Source organism: Streptomyces sp. NPDC090994 (genome assembly GCF_044768905.1).
Classification (GTDB): Bacteria; Actinomycetota; Actinomycetes; order Streptomycetales; family Streptomycetaceae; genus Streptomyces.
Window position 1 is genome coordinate 20,532 of sequence record NZ_JBIVWS010000008.1, and the last position, 20,265, is coordinate 40,796.

The 20,265-nt window shown below is 75.8% G+C and carries 3 protein-coding genes; 2 read left to right on the forward strand and 1 reads right to left on the reverse strand.

From position 1 onward, the window contains the following. Positions 1-31 precede the first annotated feature (31 nt). Both ACIQR3_RS18865 and ACIQR3_RS18870 read left to right on the forward strand, forming a co-directional pair. On the forward strand, positions 32-18,901 hold the full coding sequence (locus ACIQR3_RS18865) for an amino acid adenylation domain-containing protein (protein ID WP_403540115.1): 18,870 nt from the start codon (positions 32-34) through the stop codon (positions 18,899-18,901). A 22-nt stretch (positions 18,902-18,923) separates the two neighbouring features. Beyond that, a complete protein-coding gene (locus ACIQR3_RS18870; RefSeq protein ID WP_215165300.1) occupies positions 18,924-19,133 on the forward strand; it encodes an MbtH family protein in 210 nt (69 codons plus the stop codon). 50 nt (positions 19,134-19,183) lie between these two features. Here ACIQR3_RS18870 and ACIQR3_RS18875 read toward each other — a convergent pair whose 3' ends face one another. After that, positions 19,184-20,254: an iron-siderophore ABC transporter substrate-binding protein gene (locus ACIQR3_RS18875; protein ID WP_403540118.1), complete on the reverse strand. Its 1,071-nt coding sequence runs from the start codon at positions 20,252-20,254 to the stop codon at positions 19,184-19,186. Positions 20,255-20,265: the final 11 nt, after the last annotated feature.

Genomic DNA, 20,265 nt, shown 5'->3' on the forward strand with positions numbered 1-20,265 from the left:
CCGGGACCGACCTGCCGGGAGGCGCGCTGTCGTGTGCGGTTCCGACGAATCCCTGCTCCACTGGCGGACGTTGCTCACCCCACCGCCTCCCGAGACTGCCCTGCCCACCGACCGGCCACACCCTCCGGAGCCGTACCCGGTCCGGTCCGCCCGCACCCTCGCCGAGGTGCCGGACGCCCCGGACCTCGTCCTCCTGGCCGCCTTCTTCGCCCTGCTGCACCGCTACAGCGGCGCGACCGACCTGACCGTCGGCCACGACGGACTGCCCATCCGGGTCAGTCTGCAACACGGGCCCGGATTCCGGGAGTTGGTGCGGCGGGTTACCCATGCCTGGCAGGAGGCCGAGAGTCAGCGGCTGCCGCTGGAGATGCTGGTGGACGAAGTACGTCCCCGGCCGACGCGCGGCGGCGGCCTGTTCTTCAACACGGCCCTCGCCACCGCCGGCCGGCCCGCCACCGGCCTGCCCGCCCCCCTCGACCTGCTCCTGGACGTGCGCGACGGCGAGGCCCGCGCCACCTACCACCCCGGCCTGTTCGACGCGGCCACCGCCGACCGCGTCCTCCGCCACTACCGCACCCTGCTCACCGACGCCCTCGCCCGCCCCGACACGCCCGTCGCCCGGCTCGCGCTGCTGGACGCCGACGAGTACCGCCGGATCGTCGTCGACGCGAACGCCACCGGACACGGCGTGCCCCCGGACACCTGGCCCGCGATGTTCGCCGAGCAGGTCCGGCGCCGCCCCGGCTCCGTCGCCCTGGTCTTCGAGGACGAACGGCTCACGTACGCCGGACTCGACGCCCGCGCCAACCGGCTGGCGCACGCCCTGATCGCCCGCGGCGCCGGCCCCGAACGCGTCGTCGCCATCGCCCTGCCCCGCTCCGCCGACCTGATCGTGGCCGAGGTCGCCGTCCTGAAGTCCGGCGCCGCCTACCTCCCGGTCGACCCCGACTACCCCGCCGACCGGATCGCCTACATGCTCGGCGACGCGGCCCCCGTCTGCCTGGTCACCACCGAGGACGGCGCCCGCGACCTGCCCGCCCGGGACGGCACGGCACCGCTGGTCCTCGACGCCCCCGCCACGGCGGCGGAACTGGCCGCCCGCCCGGCCCACGACCCCACCGACGCCGACCGGGGCGCCCCGCTCACCGTCCGCAACGCCGCCTGCGTCATCTACACCTCCGGCTCCACCGGCCGCCCCAAGGGCGTCGTCCTCGCACACAGCGGCGTGGCCAAGCTGGTGGCGACCCAGAGCGAGCGGTTCGGCGTCGGCCCGCACAGCCGGGTGCTCCAGTTCGCCTCGCCCAGCTTCGACGTCGCCTTCTGGGACCTGTGCCTCGGCCTGCTCTCCGGCGGCCGCCTGGTCGTCGTGCCCGCCGAACGCCGCGTGCCCGGGGCGCCGCTCGCCGACTACGCCCACGCCCACGGCGTCACCTTCATGATCCTGCCGCCCGCGCTGCTCGCCGCCCTCCCCGCCGACGTGACCCTCCCGCCGACGGCCACCCTGCTGGCGGGCACCGAGCGGGTCTCCCCGGAGCTGGTCGCCCGCTACGCCCGCGGCCGGATGATGTTCAACGCCTACGGCCCGACCGAGGCCACCACCAACTCCACGCTCGGCCGGTGCGACCCGGACATCGCGCCCGGCTCCCTCGTCCCCATCGGCGTCCCCGACCCGGGCACCCGGGCCTACGTCCTCGACGCGTACCTGAGCCCCGTGCCGGCCGGCGTCACCGGGGAGCTGTACCTGGGCGGGGAGGGCCTGGCCCGCGGCTACCTGGACCGGCCCGGCCTCACCGCCGAACGGTTCGTCGCCGACCCGTTCGGCGCCCCCGGCGAACGGCTCTACCGCACCGGCGACCTGGTCAGGCTGCGCGGCGACGGCCGGCTGGAGTTCCTCGGCCGCGCCGACACCCAGATCAAGATCCGCGGGTTCCGGATCGAGCCCGGCGAGATCGAGTCCGTACTGCGCGGCCACCCGGCCGTCGACCAGGTCACGGTGGTCGCCCGCGAGGACCGCCCCGGCGACCGGCGGCTCGCCGCCTACGTCGTACCCGCCCTGGACGCGCCGTCCGACGACGACGCCCGGGTCGAGGAGTGGCGGGAGCTGCACGACCTCCTGTACGGAGCGGCCGGTGCGGAGGGAGCGCGTACCGCCGGGGTCCGGGAGAACTTCGCGGGCTGGAACAGCATGTACGACGGCCGCCCGATCCCCGTCGAGCAGCTGCGCGCCTGGCGGGACGCGACCGTCGACCGCATCCGCGAACTCGGGCCGCGCCGCGTCCTGGAGATCGGCGTCGGCTCCGGCCTGATCCTGTCCCGGATCGCCCCCGACTGCGCGACCTACTGGGGCACCGACCTCTCGGAGCGGGCGGTCGAGGCGCTGCGCGGCCAGGTCGCCGCCGACCCGCGCCTGGCCGGCCGGGTCCGGCTGTCCGCGCGGCCCGCCCACGACACCGACGGCCTGCCCGCCGCCCACTTCGACACGATCATCCTCAACTCCGTCGTCCAGTACTTCCCCGGAGCCGGCCACCTCACCGACGTCCTGCGCCGGGCCGCCGCGCTGCTCGCCCCCGGCGGCCGGATCTTCGTCGGCGACGTCCGCAACCTGCGGCTGCTGCGCACCCTGCGCGCCGCCGTGGAGACCCGCCGGGCCGGCCCCGGCCAGGAGGCGGACAAGGACGCGCTGCGCGAGGCCGTCGAGCGGTCGGTGCGCTGGGAGGGCGAACTCCTCCTGGACCCCGACTACTTCGCCGCCCTCGACGGCTTCGACGCCGACATCCGCCTCAAGCGCGGCGCCCACCACGACGAGCTGAGCCGGTACCGGTACGACGTCGTCCTGCGCCCCGGACCGGCGGCCACGCCGCCCACCGGACCCGACGAGCACGAGGTGCCCTGGACCGGGGCCGGCCCGCTGCGGGCGCTGCTGGCCGAGCGCCCGCCCCGGCTGCGGGTCACCGGCATCCCCAACACCCGGCTCGCCGACGACCTGGCCGACCTGCGCCGGCTCGACGACAGCAGCGGCACGGCCGGCGCCGGAGCCGACCCCGAGGACCTGCACGCCCTCGCCGCCGCGCACGGCTACCGGGCCGCCCTCACCTGGAACGCCACCGCCGACGACGGCGCCTTCGACGCCGTCCTCGCCCTCGACGGCCCGGTCACCGGCCGCTACCGCCCCTCGGGCACCCGCCCGCACGCCAACCGTCCCGCCCCCTTCCGGGACGTGACGGCACTGATGCGCGCCCTGCGCGGGTACGCCGCCCAGTGGCTGCCCGACTACATGGTCCCGTCGGCGTTCGTGCCCCTGCACGCCCTGCCGGTCACCCCCAGCGGCAAGCTCGACGTCCGGGCGCTGCCCGCCCCGGACCACGCGGCGACGAGTTCCGGCCGCCCGCCCGAGACCCCGCGCGAACGGCTGCTGTGCCGGCTCTTCGCCGAAGTGCTCGGCCTGGACTCGGTGACCGCCGAGGACGACTTCCTCGCCGTCGGCGGCGACAGCATCAGCGCCATCCAACTCCTCGTCGCCGCCCGCGAAGCCGGGCTGACGCTGACCACCCGCGACGTGTTCCGGCACCGCACGGCCGAGGCCCTCGCCCGCGCCGCCGCCGCCCGCACCGAGGACACGGACGACGCCGGCACCCCGCTCCTCAGCCTAGACGCCGCCGAACTCGCCGCCGTCCAGGGCACGCACCCGCTGCCCGTCGCGGAACTGCTCCCCCTCACACCGCTCCAGCAGGGCTTCTTCTTCCACGCCCTGACCGGCGGGGCGGGCCGGGACACCTACGTCGTGCAGCAGGTCCTCGACCTGGCCGGCCCGGTCGACACCGCCGCCCTGCGCCGCGCCGCCCAGCGTCTGCTGGACCGCCACGCCCCCCTGCGCGCCGCCTTCCGCAGCCGCCCGGACGGCACCCCCGTACAGATCATCACCGAACGGGCCGTACTGCCCTGGCGGGAGACCGGCCCCGCGCCCCACGGCGACCCCGCACCGGTCGAGCGGACGGCCGCCGAGGAACGCGCCGCCGGCTTCGACCTCGCCACGCCGCCGCTGCTGCGCTGCGCCTTCGTCCGCCTCGACGACCACCGCGCCCACCTGATCCTGACGTTCCACCACATCGTCGCCGACGGCTGGTCGCTGCCCGTCCTGCACCGCGAACTGATGGCGTACTACGGCACCGACGCCCCGCCGCTCCCCGACGTCACCCCCTACCGTGCCTTCCTGCGCCGCCTGGCCGCCCAGGACCACGAGGCCGCCCGCGCCGCCTGGCGCACCGCCCTCGCCGGCCTGGACGAGCCCACCCGCCTGGTGACCGCCCCGGCCTCCGCCGCCCCCGTACGCCCCGCGCACGTCCGGGTGGAACTCCCCGAGGAGACCACCGAGCGCCTCACCGACCGCGCGCGGGAACACGGCGTCACCCTCGGTACGGTGGTCCAGGCGGCCTGGGGACTGCTCCTGGGCCGGCTGACCGGCCGCGACGACGTCGTCTTCGGTACCACGGTCTCCGGCCGGGACAGCGAGGTCGACGGCATCGCGTCCATGGTCGGCCTGTTCATCAACACCGTGCCGACCCGCTTCCGCTGGACACCCGGTGCCGCCCTCGCCGGTCTGCTCACCCGCCTCCAGGACGAACAGGCCCGCCTCCTCGGCCACCAGCACCTGGGGCTCGCGGAGATCCAGCGCCTGGCGGGGCACGCGGGGGAGGGGGAACTCTTCGACACCCTCGTCGTGTTCGAGAACTACCCCGCCGCGACCGGCCTCCGCGACGCCTCCGGCCGGATACGGATCACCGGCGACGCCTTCCACGACACCGTGCACTACCCGCTCGCCCTCGTCGTCAAGCCGGGCCCCCGGCTCGACCTCCGGCTCAAGCACCACGCCGACCGGATCGGCACCGGCACCGTACGTGCCCTCGGCGACCGCCTGGTCCGCGTGCTGGAGGCCATCGCCGACGACCCCGGCCGGACCGCCGCATCCGTCGAACTCCTCTCGCCCGACGAGGCCCTGCGCGCCCACCCGGCCGGCCCGGACCGGCCCGTCGCGCAGACCACCCTCGCGGCGGCGTTCGCCGCGCAGGTCGCCCGTACCCCGGAGGCGACGGCGGTCGTCTTCGAGGACACCCGGCTCACGTACGCGGAACTCGACGCCCGCGCCGAGGCGCTCGCCGCCCGGCTGGGCGCGCGGCCGGGGGAGTTCGTCGCGGTGGCGGTGCCCCGGTCGGCGGAGCTGGTGGTCGCGCTGCTCGGCGTGCTGAAGTCGGGCGCCGCCTATCTGCCCGTCGACCTGGACTATCCGCCCGACCGGGTCGCCCACATGCTCCGGGACTCCGGCGCCGCGACCGTGGTCACGCTCACCTCGCAGGCCGGCCGGCTGCCGGCGCCGTCCTCGGCGCTCCTGCTCGACGCCGAGGAACCGAGCCCCCGGCCCGGGCCCGCATCCGCCCCGGCATCCGCCCGCCCCGACGACCCCGCCTACCTCATCTACACCTCCGGTTCCACCGGCCTGCCCAAGGGTGTCGTCGTCACCCACCGCGCCATCGTCAACCGTCTCGCCTGGATGCAGGACACCTACCGGCTCACCGCCGACGACCGGGTCCTGCAGAAGACGCCGTCCAGTTTCGACGTCTCCGTGTGGGAGTTCTTCTGGCCGCTGCTCGAAGGCGCCGCGGTCGTCCTCGCCCGGCCGGACGGCCACCGCGACCCGGCGTACCTGGCGGCCCTCGTCCGGGAACACCGGGTCACCACGATGCACTTCGTGCCGTCCATGCTGGAGGCGTTCCTCCAGCACGACGCGGTCACCGGCGACCCCGCCTGGTCGGCGTCCCTGCGGCACGTCCTCAGCAGCGGCGAGGCCCTGCCGCCCGCCGCCGCCCGCCGCTGGCTCGCCCTGACCGGCGTCGTGCCGCACAACCTCTACGGCCCGACCGAGGCCGCCGTCGACGTCACCCACCACCCCTACGGCCCCGCCGACGACCGGGTGGCCTCCGTACCCCTCGGCCGCCCGGTCTGGAACACCGGCCTGCGCGTCCTCGACCCCTGCCTGCGCCCGGTCCCCGACGACGTGCCCGGCGAGCTGTACCTGACCGGAGTGCAGCTGGCCAGGGGCTACCACCGGCGCCCGGCGCTGACCGCCGAACGGTTCACCGCCGACCCGTACGGTCCGCCCGGCAGCCGCATGTACCGCACCGGCGACCTGGTGCGCCGCCGCGCCGACGGGGTGATCGAGTACCTGGGCCGCACCGACCGCCAGGTCAAACTGCGCGGCAACCGCGTCGAACCCGGCGAGATCGAGGCCGCGCTCACCGCCCTGCCCCCGGTCGCCCGGGCCGCCGTGACGGTACGGGACGGGGCCCTCGTCGCCTACGTCGTACCGTCCGGCGCCCCGGACGTCCCCGATCCGTCCGACACCGCGCCCGCCTCCGGCCCGTCCGCCCCGCGTGACACGCTCGACCCCGGCGCCCTGCGCGCCGCCCTCGCCGGCTCCCTGCCCGCCGCCATGGTCCCCGGCGCCTGGGTGGTCCTCGACGCCCTGCCCCTCACCCCCAGCGGCAAGCTCGACCGGGCCGCCCTGCCCGCCCCGCAGGCGGTACGGACGGCGCCCCGTGCCCCGCGCACCCCCCGCGAACGGCTGCTCACGGAGATCTTCGCCGCCGTCCTGAAACTGCCCGACGCCGGGCCCGACGACGACTTCTTCCTGCTGGGCGGCGACAGCATCAGCTCCATCGCCGTCGCCGGCCGCGCCCACCGCGCGGGCCTCGCCCTCGGCCCCGGCGACGTCTTCACGCACCGCACCCCGGCCGCCCTCGCCGAGGCCGCGGCAGACGTCCAGGACACCGGCGCCCGGCCGACCGCCCCCGCCTTCGAGCTGACCGACGAGGAACGCGCCCGTGTCGAGCGGATCGCCCCCGGCCGCGTCGAGGACGTGTGGCCGCTCGCCCCGCTCCAGGAGGGGCTGTTCTTCCACTCCACGTACGACGACAGCGCCCTGGACGTCTACACCGTCCACGAGTCCTTCGATCTCGCCGAGCGCGTGAACACCGCCCGGCTGCGTGCCGCGGTCCGCGCGCTGCTGGCCCGCAACGCCGGCCTGCGCGCCGGGTTCACCAGCGACGGGCTGCGCCGGCCGGTGCAGTTCATCGTCCGGGACGCCCCCGTACCGCTGACCGAGGTCGACCTCTCCGGGCTGCCGCGCGACGCGCAGGACCGGCGGATGGAGGACCTGCTGGAGGAGTCCCGGGCCCGCCGCTTCGACCTCGGCAGCCCCCTCCTCTTCCGGATGCTGCTGATCCGGCTCGGTGCGGAGCGCGGCGACCGGCTCGTCGTCGGACGCCACCTCATCCTCTGGGACGGCTGGTCCGCCTGGCTCTTCCTGGACCAGCTCTTCGCCCTGTACGAAAGCGGCGGCGACCCGGCGGGACTCGCCCGCCCCGGCTCCTACCGCGACTACCTGACCTGGCTGGAACGGCAGGACGACACCGACGCCACCCGCGCCTGGCGGGCCGCCCTCGACGGTTTCGACGAGCCCACGCTGCTGGCGCCCGACGTCACCGACCGCGGCCTGGCACCGGTCGTCCCGCGCCACCTCGACACCACCCTCGCCCCGGCCTCCGCGGAGCGGCTGCGCGGCTTCGCCCGCCGCCACGGCCTGACCGTCAACACGGTCCTCAACGCCGCCTGGGCGCTGGTCCTGGCGCGCGCCACCGGCCGCACCGACATCGCCTTCGGCACCACCGTCGCCGGACGCCCCAGCGAGGTCCCCGACGTCGAGAACGTCGTCGGCATGTTCCTCAACACCGTCCCCGCCCGCATCGCCCTCGACCCGCGCGAACCCGTCCTCGCCCTGCTGCGCCGCGTCCAGGGCGAACGGCTGGCGCTGATGCCGTACGAGTACCTCGGCCTCGGCGTCCTCCAGGCCGAGACCGGGCACCGGCGGCTGTTCGACACGCTGTTCGTGCTGCGCAACGCCGACACCGACGACCGGCTGGCGGAACTGCGGGCCCGCTACGGCGCCACCGCCGTCGCCAACGTGGACGCCACCCACTACCCGGCCAACCTCGTCGTCACCCCCGGCGACCAGGTCCGCGTCACCCTCGCCCACCGCCCCGACGTCCTGGACGACACCGATGCCCGGTCCCTGCTGGACCGGTTCGTGCTGGCGGTGGACCGCCTGGTCACCGACCCGGCGGTGCCCGTCGGCGCGCTGGACACCGTCCTGCCCGCCGAGCGCGCCGCCGTCGCCCGCGCGGACGCCGGAAGCCGCCCGCCCGTACCGCACGAGACCGTGGCCGACCTGCTCGCCGCCCAGGCGGCCCGCACCCCGGACGCCACCGCCCTGGTCTGCGGCACCCGTACCGTCACGTACGCCGAACTCGACGCCCGCTGCGACCGCCTCGCCCGCCTGCTGATCGCCCACGGGGCGGGCCCGGAACGGGTCGTCGCGCTGGGCCTGCCCCGCTCGGTCGACACGGTGGTGGCGCTGTTCGCCGTCCTGCGCACCGGCGCCGCCTACCTCCCGCTGGAACTCGACCACCCCGCCGAGCGGCTCTCCCTGATGCTCGCCGACGCCCGCCCGCTGCTCCTGCTGACCACCCGGGCCGTCTCCCGCCGCCTCACCACCGGCACCCCGCGCCTGCTCCTGGACGACCCCGGCACGACGGCCGCCCTCGCGGCCCTGCCCGACGGCCCGCCGGACGTCACCTTCCGCCTGGACCACCCCGCGTACGTCATCTACACCTCCGGCTCCACCGGCCGCCCCAAGGGCGTGGTCACCCCGTACGCGGGCCTCACCAACATGCTGCTCAACCACCAGAAGGAGATCTTCGCCCCCACGATCGCCGCCGCCGGCGGACGACGGCTGCGCATCGCGCACACCGTGTCCTTCGCGTTCGACATGTCCTGGGAGGAACTCCTGTGGCTCGTCGAGGGCCACGAGGTGCACATCTGCGACGAGGAACTCCGCCGCGACGCCACCGCCCTGGTCGCCTACTGCGAGGAACACCGCGTCGACGTCGTCAACGTGACCCCCACCTACGCCCACCTCCTCATCGAGGAGGGCCTGCTGGAGGGCCACCGTCCGCCGCTGGTGCTGCTCGGCGGCGAGGCGGTCACCGAGACGGTGTGGAACACCCTGCGGGACACCGACGGCACCTACGGCTACAACCTGTACGGGCCCACCGAGTACACCATCAACACCCTCGGCGGCGGCACCCGCGACAGCGCCACCCCGACCGTCGGCCGCCCGATCCGCGCCACCCGCGCCCACGTCCTGGACACCTGGCTGCGCCCCGTCCCCGACGGCGTGCCGGGCGAGCTGTACATCGCCGGCGCCGGCCTGGCCCGCGGCTACCTCGACCGGCCCGGCCTGACCTCCGCACGGTTCGTCGCCGACCCGCACGGCGGCCCCGGCGAGCGCATGTACCGCACCGGCGACCTGGTCCGCCGCCGCCCCGACGGCAACCTGGACTTCCTCGGCCGCACCGACGACCAGGTCAAGATCCGCGGCCACCGCGTCGAACCCGGCGAGATCGAGACCGCCCTCACCCAGCACCCCGAGGTCTCCCAGGCCGCCGTCCTCGCCCGCGACGACACCACCGCCCCCGGCACCCGCCGCCTGGTCGGCTACGTCGTCCCCGCCGAACCGGACGCCGAGGCGCGGGAGTCGGCCGAGCGGGAGCAGATCGGCGAGTGGCGGGACATCTACAGCGCGGAGTACACCGAGATCGGCACGGCCGTGCACACCGAGGACTTCGCCGGCTGGGACAGCTCCTACGACGGCACCCCCATCCCGGCGGACCACATGCGCGAGTGGCGCGAGGAGACGGTCCGCCGCATCCGCGCCCTGCGCCCGCGCCGCGTCCTGGAGATCGGCGTCGGCTCCGGGCTGCTGCTGGCCCGGCTCGCCCCGCACACCGAGGCGTACTGGGCGACGGACTTCGCCGCCCCCGTCATCGGCAAACTCGGCGCCGACCTCGCCGCCGACCCGGAACTGGCCCGCAAGGTCACCCTGCGCTGCCAGGCCGCCGACGTCACCGACGGCCTCCCGGCCGGCTTCTTCGACACGGTCGTCATCAACTCCGTCGTCCAGTACTTCCCGAGCCTGGACCACCTGCACCGCGTCCTGCGCGGCGCGCTGGACCTGCTCGCCCCCGGCGGCGCCCTCTTCCTCGGCGACGTACGCGACCTGCGCCAGGCCCGCGTCTTCCAGACCGGCATCCAGCGCGCCCGCGCCGAGGCCGGCGCCGACCCCGGCACGCTGCGCCGGGCCGTGGAGCGCGGCCTCGCCCTGGAGAAGGAACTCCTCGTCGACCCGGACTGGTTCAGCACCCTCGGCACCGGCGTCGAACTGCGCGTCAAGGCCGGCCGCCACCACAACGAGCTGACCCGCTACCGCTACGACGTCGTCCTCCACGAGGGCACCGCCGAGACGACCCGGCTGGACACCGTCCCCGCCGTCGACTGGGCCGGCCCCGACGACCTCGCCGCCCGCCTCGACGGCACCGGGCCGCTGCGCGTGCGCCGCGTCCCGGACGCCCGCACCGCCGGCGACCTCGCCGCCCAGCGGGCCATGGACGGTGACGTGACACCGGTGCCCGCCGCGACCGTGGACCCGGAGGACCTGCGCGCCCTGGGCGAGCGGCACGGTCACCACGTCCTGACCACCTGGTCGGACCGCCCCGGCCTGCTCGACGCGGTCTTCGTCCCCGGTGCACGCCCCCGCCGCACGACCGGCCTCCACCGCCCCCGCCCCGACCGAGGCTCCGCCCCGTACGCCAACACCCCCACCGCCACCCGGGGTCACGGCGCCCTCGTCCGGCGGCTCCGCGACGACCTCGGGCGGCGGCTGCCCGCCCACATGGTCCCGGCCGCCTTCGTCGTCCTGCCCCGGCTGCCGATGAACGCCAACGGCAAGCTCGACGCCCGCGCCCTGCCCGACCCGGAGCCCGCCGTCGCCCTGACGGAGGGACGCGGCCCGCGCACCCCCGCCGAGGAAGTGCTCTGCCGCTTGTTCGCCGAGGTGCTCGCGCTGCCCCGGACCGGCGCCGAGGACAACTTCTTCGACCTGGGCGGCCACTCCCTGCTCGCCACCCGGCTGATCAGCCGCGCCCGCACCGAACTGGGCGCGGAACTGGCGATCCGGGACCTCTTCGAGGCACCGACCCCCGAGGCGCTGGCCCGGCGCGCGGACACCGGACCGCGCTCCACCCGCCCCCCGCTGCGGCCCGTGACTCCACGCCCCGCACGCGTCCCGCTGTCGGCGGCCCAGCGGCGGCTGTGGCTGGTGGAACGGCTCACCGGCACCGGCACCGGCGCCGCCTACCACTTCCCGCTGGTGTTCCGGCTGCGCGGCGCCCTGGACGTGGACGCGCTGCGCGCCGCGCTGCGCGACGTGACAGCCCGGCACGAGGCCCTGCGCACCCGCTTCGCCGAGGAGGACGGCGAGCCCTACCAGTACGTCGTCCCGGCGGCGGAGGCCGAACCGGAGTTCCTCGTCACCGACGTGGACGAGGAGGAGACGGCCGCGCGGATCACGGCGGCCCAGCGCCGCCCCTTCGACCTGTCCGCCGGACTGCCGGTGCGGGCCGAGGTGCTGCGGCTGGCCGCCGACGACCACGTGGTGGCGCTGGTGCTGCACCACATCACCACCGACGAGTGGTCCGACCGGCCCTTCCTCACCGACCTCACCACCGCCTACGCCGCCCGCCGCGAGGGCCGGGCGCCCGCGTGGACGCCGCTGCCGGTCCAGTACGCCGACTACACCCTCTGGCAGGACGCCCTCCTCGACCGGATCGGGCCCGGACAGCTCGCCCACTGGACCGAGGCCCTGCGCGACCTGCCCGAGGAACTCGCCCTCCCGCTCGACCGCCCCCGCCCCGACGCACCGACCGGACGCGGCGGCAAGGTCCGCCTGGACCTGCCCCCCGCCACCGCCCGCGCCCTGCGCGACCTGTCCGCCGCCACCGGCACCAGCATGTTCATGCTCTTCCAGGCCGCCACCGCCGCGTTCCTGCACCGGCACGGCGCCGGAGACGACATCCCCCTCGGCGCGCCCATCGCGGGCCGCACCGACGACGCCCTGAACGACCTCGTCGGGTTCTTCGTCAACACCCTCGTCCTGCGCACGGACCTCACCGGACCGCACCTGACGTTCCGTCAACTCCTCGGCCGGGTGCGGGAGTCGTCCCTGGCCGCGTTCGAGCACCAGGACCTCCCCTTCGACCACGTCGTCGAGGCCGTCAACCCGCCCCGCGCGGCGGGCCGCAACCCGCTCTTCCAGGTCATGCTCGGCTACCACCACCGGCCCGACGGCGACCCGGACGTCCTGGGCCTGCCGACCGAGTGGTACGACATGGACACCGGCGCGGCCAAGTTCGACCTCCACTTCACTTTCGTGGACCACTCCGTGGACGAGACGGGCCACGACCGCGTGGCCCTGCTCCTGGAGTACGCCCTCGACCGCTGCGACGAGACGACGGCCGAGCGCCTGGCCGGGCGCCTGGTCCGCCTCCTGGAGCAGATCGCGGCCGGACCGGACACCGCCGTACGCGACCTGGACCCGCTCACCGACGACGAGCGGGACCTCGTCCTCACCCGCTGGAACGCCACCGCGCACGCCACCCCGCCCACGACCCTGCCGGAACTCTTCCGCGCCCAAGCGGCCCGCACCCCCGACGCCACGGCCCTGGTCTCGGGCACCGAGCACCTGACGTACGCCGAACTGGACGCCCGCGTCGAGCGGGCGGCCCGGGTGCTCGCCGGCCGGGGCGTGGGACCCGAGCGCACGGTGGCGGTGGCCCTGCCGCGCTCCGTGGACCTGGTCGTCACTCTGCTGGCCGTGCACCGCGCGGGCGGCGCCTACCTGCCGCTGGACCCCGACCAGCCGGCCGGGCGGACCGCGCTCGTCCTGGCGGAGGCCCGGCCGGTGTGCGTCGTGGACGCCGCGCTGCCCGACGGCGGCCCGGCCGGTGACCTGCCCACCGCCTACGACCCCGCCACCCCCGCGTACGTGATCTACACCTCCGGCTCCACCGGCCGCCCCAAGGGCGTGGTCGTCCCGCACCGCGGCATCGCCAACCGGCTGCTGTGGATGCAGGACGCCTACCGCCTGACCGGCGAGGACCGGGTGCTCCAGAAGACCCCCGCCGGGTTCGACGTGTCGGTGTGGGAGTTCTTCTGGCCGCTGATCACCGGGGCCGCCCTGGTGCTCGCCGAACCCGGCGGCCACCGGGACCCCGCCTACCTCGCCGGGCTGATCCGCGAACAGGGCGTCACCACCGCGCACTTCGTGCCGTCCATGCTCCAGGTGTTCCTGGCCGAGCCCGCCGCCGCCCGCTGCACCGGCCTGCGCCGGGTGCTGTGCAGCGGCGAGGCCCTCCCGGCCGCGGTGGCCGACCGCTTCCACCGGCTGCTGCCCGCCGCGCTGCACAACCTGTACGGCCCCACCGAGGCGTCCGTCGACGTCACCGCCACCGAAGTACCGCCGGGCACCGCGCACGTGACCATCGGACGCCCGGTGTGGAACACCCGGACCCACGTCCTGGACGCCGCGCTGCGCCCCGTCCCCCCGGGTGTCCCGGGCGAGCTGTACCTGTCCGGAGTCCAACTGGCCCGCGGCTACCTCGACCGCCCCGCCCTCACCGCCGAACGCTTCGTCGCCGACCCGTACGGCGCCCCCGGCACCCGCATGTACCGCACCGGCGACCTGGCCCGCTGGACGGCCGACGGACGCCTCGACTTCCTCGGCCGCACCGACCACCAGGTCAAGATCCGGGGCGTGCGCGTCGAACCCGGCGAGACCGAGGCCGTCCTCGCCCGGCACGCCACCGTCGGCCGCGCCGTGGTCGTCCCGCACGACCAGCGGCTGGTGGCCTACGTCGTTCGCGCCGCCGGACACACCGTCGACCCGGCGGAACTGCACCGCCACACCGCCGCCGTACTGCCCGCGCCGATGGTTCCCGCGGCCTTCGTGCCCCTGGACGCGCTGCCGCTCACCGCGAACGGCAAGCTCGACCGGCGCGCCCTGCCCGCCGTCGACCTCGCGGCCGGCGCCGGCGCCGGCGGCCGGGGCCGCGATCCCCGCGAGGAGATCCTGCGCGCCCTGTTCGCGGAGGTGCTCGGCGTCCCGGAGGCCGGCGTGGACGACGACTTCTTCGCCCTCGGCGGCCACTCCCTCCTGGCGATGCGGCTGGCCGCCGCCGTCCGGAAGGCGTTCGGCACCGAGGTGGCACCGCGCACGGTGTTCGACGCGCCGACACCGTCCCGGCTGGCCGCCCGGCTGGACGCGGCCCGCGCCGCCACCCGGCCCGCCCTGACGGCGGTTCCGCGCCCGGCGCGGCTGCCGCTGTCGTCCGCACAGCGCCGCCTGTGGGTCCTCCACCAGGTCGAGGGCCCCAGCCCCACGTACAACATCCCCACCGCCTGGCGACTCACCGGCACCCTGGACGTCGACGCGCTGAGGGCCGCGGTACGGGACCTCGTCGCGCGCCACGAGACGCTGCGCACGGTCTTCCCCGACGAGGAGGGCCACCCGCACCAGCGGGTCCTGAAACCGGACGCGGCGCACGTCCCGTTCGAAACCGAGGAGATCAGGGCCGAGCTGCTGCCCGGGCGGCTCGCCGCGGCCGGGGCGTACGGCTTCGCCCTCGACCGCGAACCGCCCCTGCGCGTCCACCTGTTCCGCACCGGCGAGCGCGAGTGGACCCTGCTGCACGTGCTGCACCACATCGCCGGCGACGAGTGGTCGCAGGCGCCGCTCAGCCGCGACCTGGCCCTCGCCTACGCCGCCCGCGCCGCCGGACGGCCCCCCGAGTGGACCCCGCTGCCGGTCCAGTACGCCGACTACACCCTCTGGCAGAACACCCTGCTCGACCAGGTCGGCGACGCACAACTCGCCTACTGGAAGCAGGCGCTGAGCGGCCTCCCCGAGGAACTGCCGCTCCCCGTCGACCGGCCGCGCCCGCTGGAGGCGACCTACCGGGGCGGCTCGGCCGACCTCTCCCTCGACGCCGGTACGGCCGCCGGCCTGCGCCGGCTGGCCCGCGACCACGGCGTCACCGTGTTCATGGTGCTCCAAGCCGCCGTCGCCACCCTGCTCACCCGGCTCGGCGCCGGCCACGACATCCCGATCGGCAGCCCCGTCTCCGGCCGCACCGACGCGGCCCTGGACGACCTCGTCGGGTTCTTCCTCAACACGCTGGTCCTGCGCACCGACACCTCCGGCGACCCCGCCTTCCGCGACCTGCTCGCCCGGGTGCGGGAGACCGACCTGGCCGCCTTCGACCACCAGGACGTGCCGTTCGAACGGATCGTGGAGGCGGTCAACCCGGCCCGGTCCCTCGCCCGGCACCCCCTGTTCCAGGTGATGGTGGTCTACCTGCCCGCCGGGGACGACACCCCGGGTCTGCCCGGACTGCGGGCGGCCCGGTACGACGTGGCGACCCCGACCGCCAAGTTCGACCTCTCCTTCGACTTCGTGGAACGCGCCGACGGCACCGGCGTGGACGGGGTGCTGGAGTACAGCGCCGACCTGTTCGACCGGACGACCGCCGAGTCCTTCGCGGCGCGTCTGCGGCGCGTCCTGCGGGCCGTCGCCGACGACCCGGGCCTGCGGCTCGGCGCGATCGACATCCTCGCCCCGGACGAACGCCGCCGCCTCACCGCCGGCTGGCACGCCAGGCCGCTCCTCGCCGCCCCCACCACCGTGCCCGCGCTCTTCGAGGAACGGGTACGCGCCTGCCCCGACCGGCCCGCCGCGGCCTCCGACGGCATCGAGCTGACCTTCGCGGAACTCAACGCGGAGGCCAATCGCCTGGCGCGGTTCCTGGTGGCCCAGGGCGCGGGCCCCGAGCGCCTGGTCGCCCTCGCCCTGCCGCGCACCGCCCGCTACCTGGCCGCCCTCCTCGCCGTGCACAAGGCCGGCGCCGCCTGTCTGCCGCTGGACCCGGACGCCCCGGCCGACCGCACCGCCGGCATCCTCGCCGACGCCCGCCCGGTACTGACCCTGACGACGACCACCGCCGCCGCGCCCGGTGAACTCCCCGGCGCCCTGCTGCTGGACGACCCGGCGACGGCCGCCCGGATCGCCGCCCACGACCCGGCCGACCTCACGGACGCCGACCGCACCGCCCCGCTGACGCCCCGCCACCCGGCGTACGTCATCCACACCTCCGGCTCCACCGGCCGTCCCAAGGGCGTCGTCGTCACCCACGCGTCCCTCGGCCACCTCTTCCACAGCCACCGCGAGACCCTCCACGCCCCGGCCGTCGAGGCCGCCGGGCGGCGCCATCTGCGGGCGGGGCACGCCTGGTCGTTCTCCTTCGACGCGTCCTGGCAGCCCCAGCTCTGGCTGCTGGACGGGCACTGCGTGCACATCGTCTCCGACGAGGTGCGGCGCGATCCCGAACTCCTCGCCGCCGCCGTCGTACGCCACCGCTTCGACTTCCTGGAGGTCACCCCGTCCCTGCTGGCCCAGATGGCCGACAGCGGCCTGCCGCTGGACGCCGACGGTCCGCTCGCGGCGGTCGGCGTGGGCGGCGAGGCCGTACCGCTCGCCCTCTGGCGGCGCCTGGCCGGCCCGCGCGGCCCCGAGGCGTACAACCTGTACGGGCCCACCGAGTCCACCGTCGACGCCCTGGTGGCCCGGGTGCGGGACAGCGAACGCCCGCTGGTGGGACGCCCGGTGGCCGGCACCCGCGCCCATGTCCTGGACGAGCGGCTGCGACCGGTGCCGCCGGGCGTGACCGGCGAGCTGTACCTGTCCGGCGGCGGCCTCGCCCGCGGCTACCTGAACGCCCCCGCGCTGACCGCCGAGCGGTTCGTCGCCGACCCGTTCGGCACCCCGGGCACCCGCATGTACCGCACCGGCGACCTGGCCCGCTGGACGGCCGACGGACGGCTCGACTTCCTCGGCCGGGCCGACGACCAGCTCAAGATCCGCGGCTTCCGCATCGAGCCCGCCGAGATCGAGTCCGCCCTCACCGACCACCCGGCCGTCACGGAAGCGCTGGTCACCGCACGCCAGGACGGCCCGCGCACCCTGCTGGTCGCCCACGTGGTGTCCACGGCCGCCCCGGCGGAACTGCGCGCCCATGTCGCGGCCCGGCTGCCCGACCACATGGTGCCGGCCGCCGTCGTGCCGCTGGAGCGCTTCCCGCGCCTGGCCAACGGCAAGCTGGACCGCGCCGCGCTGCCCGCCCCCGACTTCACCGCCCTCTCCGGCGGACGGGACCCCCGTACTCCCCGGGAGGAGGCCCTGTGCGCGGTCTACGCCGATGTCCTGGGGCTCGAACGGGTCGGCGCGGACGACGACTTCTTCGCCCTCGGCGGCGACAGCATCGTCGCCATGCGCCTGGTCGGCCTGGCCCGGTCCGCGGGCGTACGGATCACCCCGCGCCTCGTCTTCCGGCACCGCACCCCGGCCGCGCTGGCCGCCGTCGCCCAGCAGACCGCCCCGGCAGCCTCCCGCCCCGAGGACGACGGCACCGGCACCGTGCCGCTCACCCCGGTGATGCACTGGCTGCGCGAACTGGGCGGCCCGTTCGCCACGTACCACCAGTCGGCGCTGGTCCGCACCCCCGCCGGCCTGGACCTGCCCGGCCTGACCGCCGTCCTCCAGGCGCTCGCCGACCGGCACGACATGCTGCGCGCCACACTGGTGCGGCCCCATCCCCGCGACGACTGGTCGCTGCACGTCCCGCCCGCGGGCTCCGTCGACGCGGCCCGGTGGGTCGAACGGGTCGACGTCCGCGGCCTCGACGCCACCGCGCTGGCCGGTGCCGTACGGGAGCACGCGCTTGCCGCCCGGGCCGGGCTGGACCCGGACGCGGGGGACATGGTGCGGGCCGTGTGGTTCGACGCGGGCGGTGACGCACCGGGACGGCTGCTGCTGGCGGCCCATCACCTGGTGGTGGACGGCGTGTCCTGGCGGGTGCTGCTGCCGGACCTGGCGGCGGCCTGGCAGGACGTCCGCGCGGGGCGCCCCGCCCGCCTCGACCCCGTGGAGACGTCCTTCGCCCGCTGGTCCCGGCTCCTCACCGACCTGGCCCGCGACCCCGCCCGCGAGACGGAACTGCCGGTGTGGACCTCCGTCCTGGACGGCGGCACGGAACCCTTCCCGCTCACCCGGGAACCCGATCCCGGCCGCGACACCACCGCCACCCGCCGCGAGGTCGTCCTGCGGCTGCCCGCCGAGCGCACCGGCCCCCTGCTGTCCACCGTCCCCGCGGCCTTCGGCGCCGGTGTCAACGACGTACTGCTGGCCGCCCTCGCCCTCGCCTTCGCCGACTGGCGCCACCGGCGCGGCGGCCACGACCGGACCGTCCTGGTCGACCTGGAAGGCCACGGCCGGGAGGCGGAACTCGCCGGGGACGGCGTCGACCTCTCCCGGACCGTGGGCTGGTTCACCAGCGTCTTCCCGGTCCGCCTGGACGCCGGGCCGGGCGACCTCGCCGACGCCTTCACGGGCGGCCCCGCCGCGGCCGACACCGTACGGCGGATCCGCGCGCACCTCGCGTCGCTGCCCGCGAACGGCGTCGGCTACGGCCTCCTGCGCCACCTGGACCCGCGCGCACGCGAGATCCTCGCGGTCCGCGAACCGGCCCGCGTCGAGTTCAACTACCTCGGCCGGTTCGGCCTGCCGGAGGACACCGACTGGTCGTACGCGCCCGAGGAGGACGCGGCCGACATCGGCCCCGAGCCCGCGATGCGGCAGGGCCACGCACTGGAGATCAACGTGGTGACCGAGGACCGCCCGGACGGCCCCGTGCTCTCCGCCCACTGGGCGTACCTGGAAGGGCTGCTGCCGCGCGAGGCGGTCCAGGACCTGGCCCGGACCTGGTTCCGGGCCCTGGACGGCCTGCTCGCGTGGGCGGACGACCACCCGCGCACACCCGAGGACCGAGGAGGCAAAACCCGATGACCGAGCGAGGAGGCGGAACCCGATGACCAACCCGTTCGAGGACCCCGACGGCGTCTACCTGGTGCTCGTCAACGACGAGAACCAGCACAGCCTGTGGCCCGACTTCGCCGACGTCCCCGCCGGCTGGCGCGCCGTCCACGGCCCCGCCTCCCGGCAGTCCTGCCTGGAGTACGTCGAGACCCACTGGACGGACCTGCGGCCCCGCAGCCTGGCCGAGGCGATGGACGGCTGACCGCGCCTGCCACGAGGGGGACCCGCCCCCTCGTGGCGCGCGGCTCAGGGTCACGCGGCGGGCTGCTCCACCTTGGTCGCCGGCTTGCCGTCCACGGCCGCCGCGAGCTGCGGAACCAGCCGCTCCACCACGTACGGCAGGCTCAGCACGGAGACGAACGAGGTCGCGTGGCCGTAGTCGCTCGACTCGGCCACGAAGACCTCCCGGGCCTCCTTCACCACGCCCAGGTCCTGGTACGAGGCGTCCGCGTGCAACTTGGCGGCGTCCTTGGTGACGTCACCGGCGAACCACACGATGGCGTCCTGGTCGAGCAGGTCGGTGCGCTCCTTGCTGATGTTCGCGCCGAACCGGTCACCGATCGCCTTGTCCAGCCCCCGGGGCAGCGAGAACCCGAGGTCGGTGAGGAGCCGCGAGCGCGCGTCCTGGGTGCCGAAGACGAACATGCCCTCGTAGGGGGTGGCCATCAGCGCGGTCGCGCCCTTGAACTCGGGATGCCCGGCCGCCGCCGCCTCGATGGTGTCCTCGGTCTTCCGGACCACCTCGGCGGCCTGGTCCGGCTTGCCGAGCGCCCGGCCGACCCGCTCGGTCAGCTCCTGCCAGGGAACGCCGTAGTCGTTGTACTTCTTCGGCTGGGCGACCACCGGCGCGAACGCCGACAGCGACTCGTACTGCTCCTTGGTGAGCCCGCCGTACACCGCCAGGACCAGATCGGGCTTGAGCGCCGCGATCCGCTCCACCTGGGGGCCGGTGCCGGTGTCCTTCAGGACGGTCGGGAGTTCGGCCCCGCCGAGCTTCTCCTCGGCCCACGGGCCGATGGCCCCCGGGTAGCCGCCCAGCCACTCGGTGGTGCCGACCGGCACCTTGCCGAGCGCCAGGACCGCGTCCTGGTCGGTGAGGCCGACCGTGACGATCCGCTTCGGCTCGGACTCGATCGTCGTGGAACCGTACTTGTGGTCGATGGTGACCGGGAACGCGGACCCTCCGGAGGCGCTCGCCTCGGTGCCGGAACCCGAGGTGCCGGAGTCCGAGTCGTCCCCGCCGCAGGCGGTGGCGGCGGTGAGGAGCAGAAGGGCGGAGGCGAGCGCGGCGGCGAGCCGTGGTGCTCTGCGGGAGCGGAACATCGGTGGTCCTT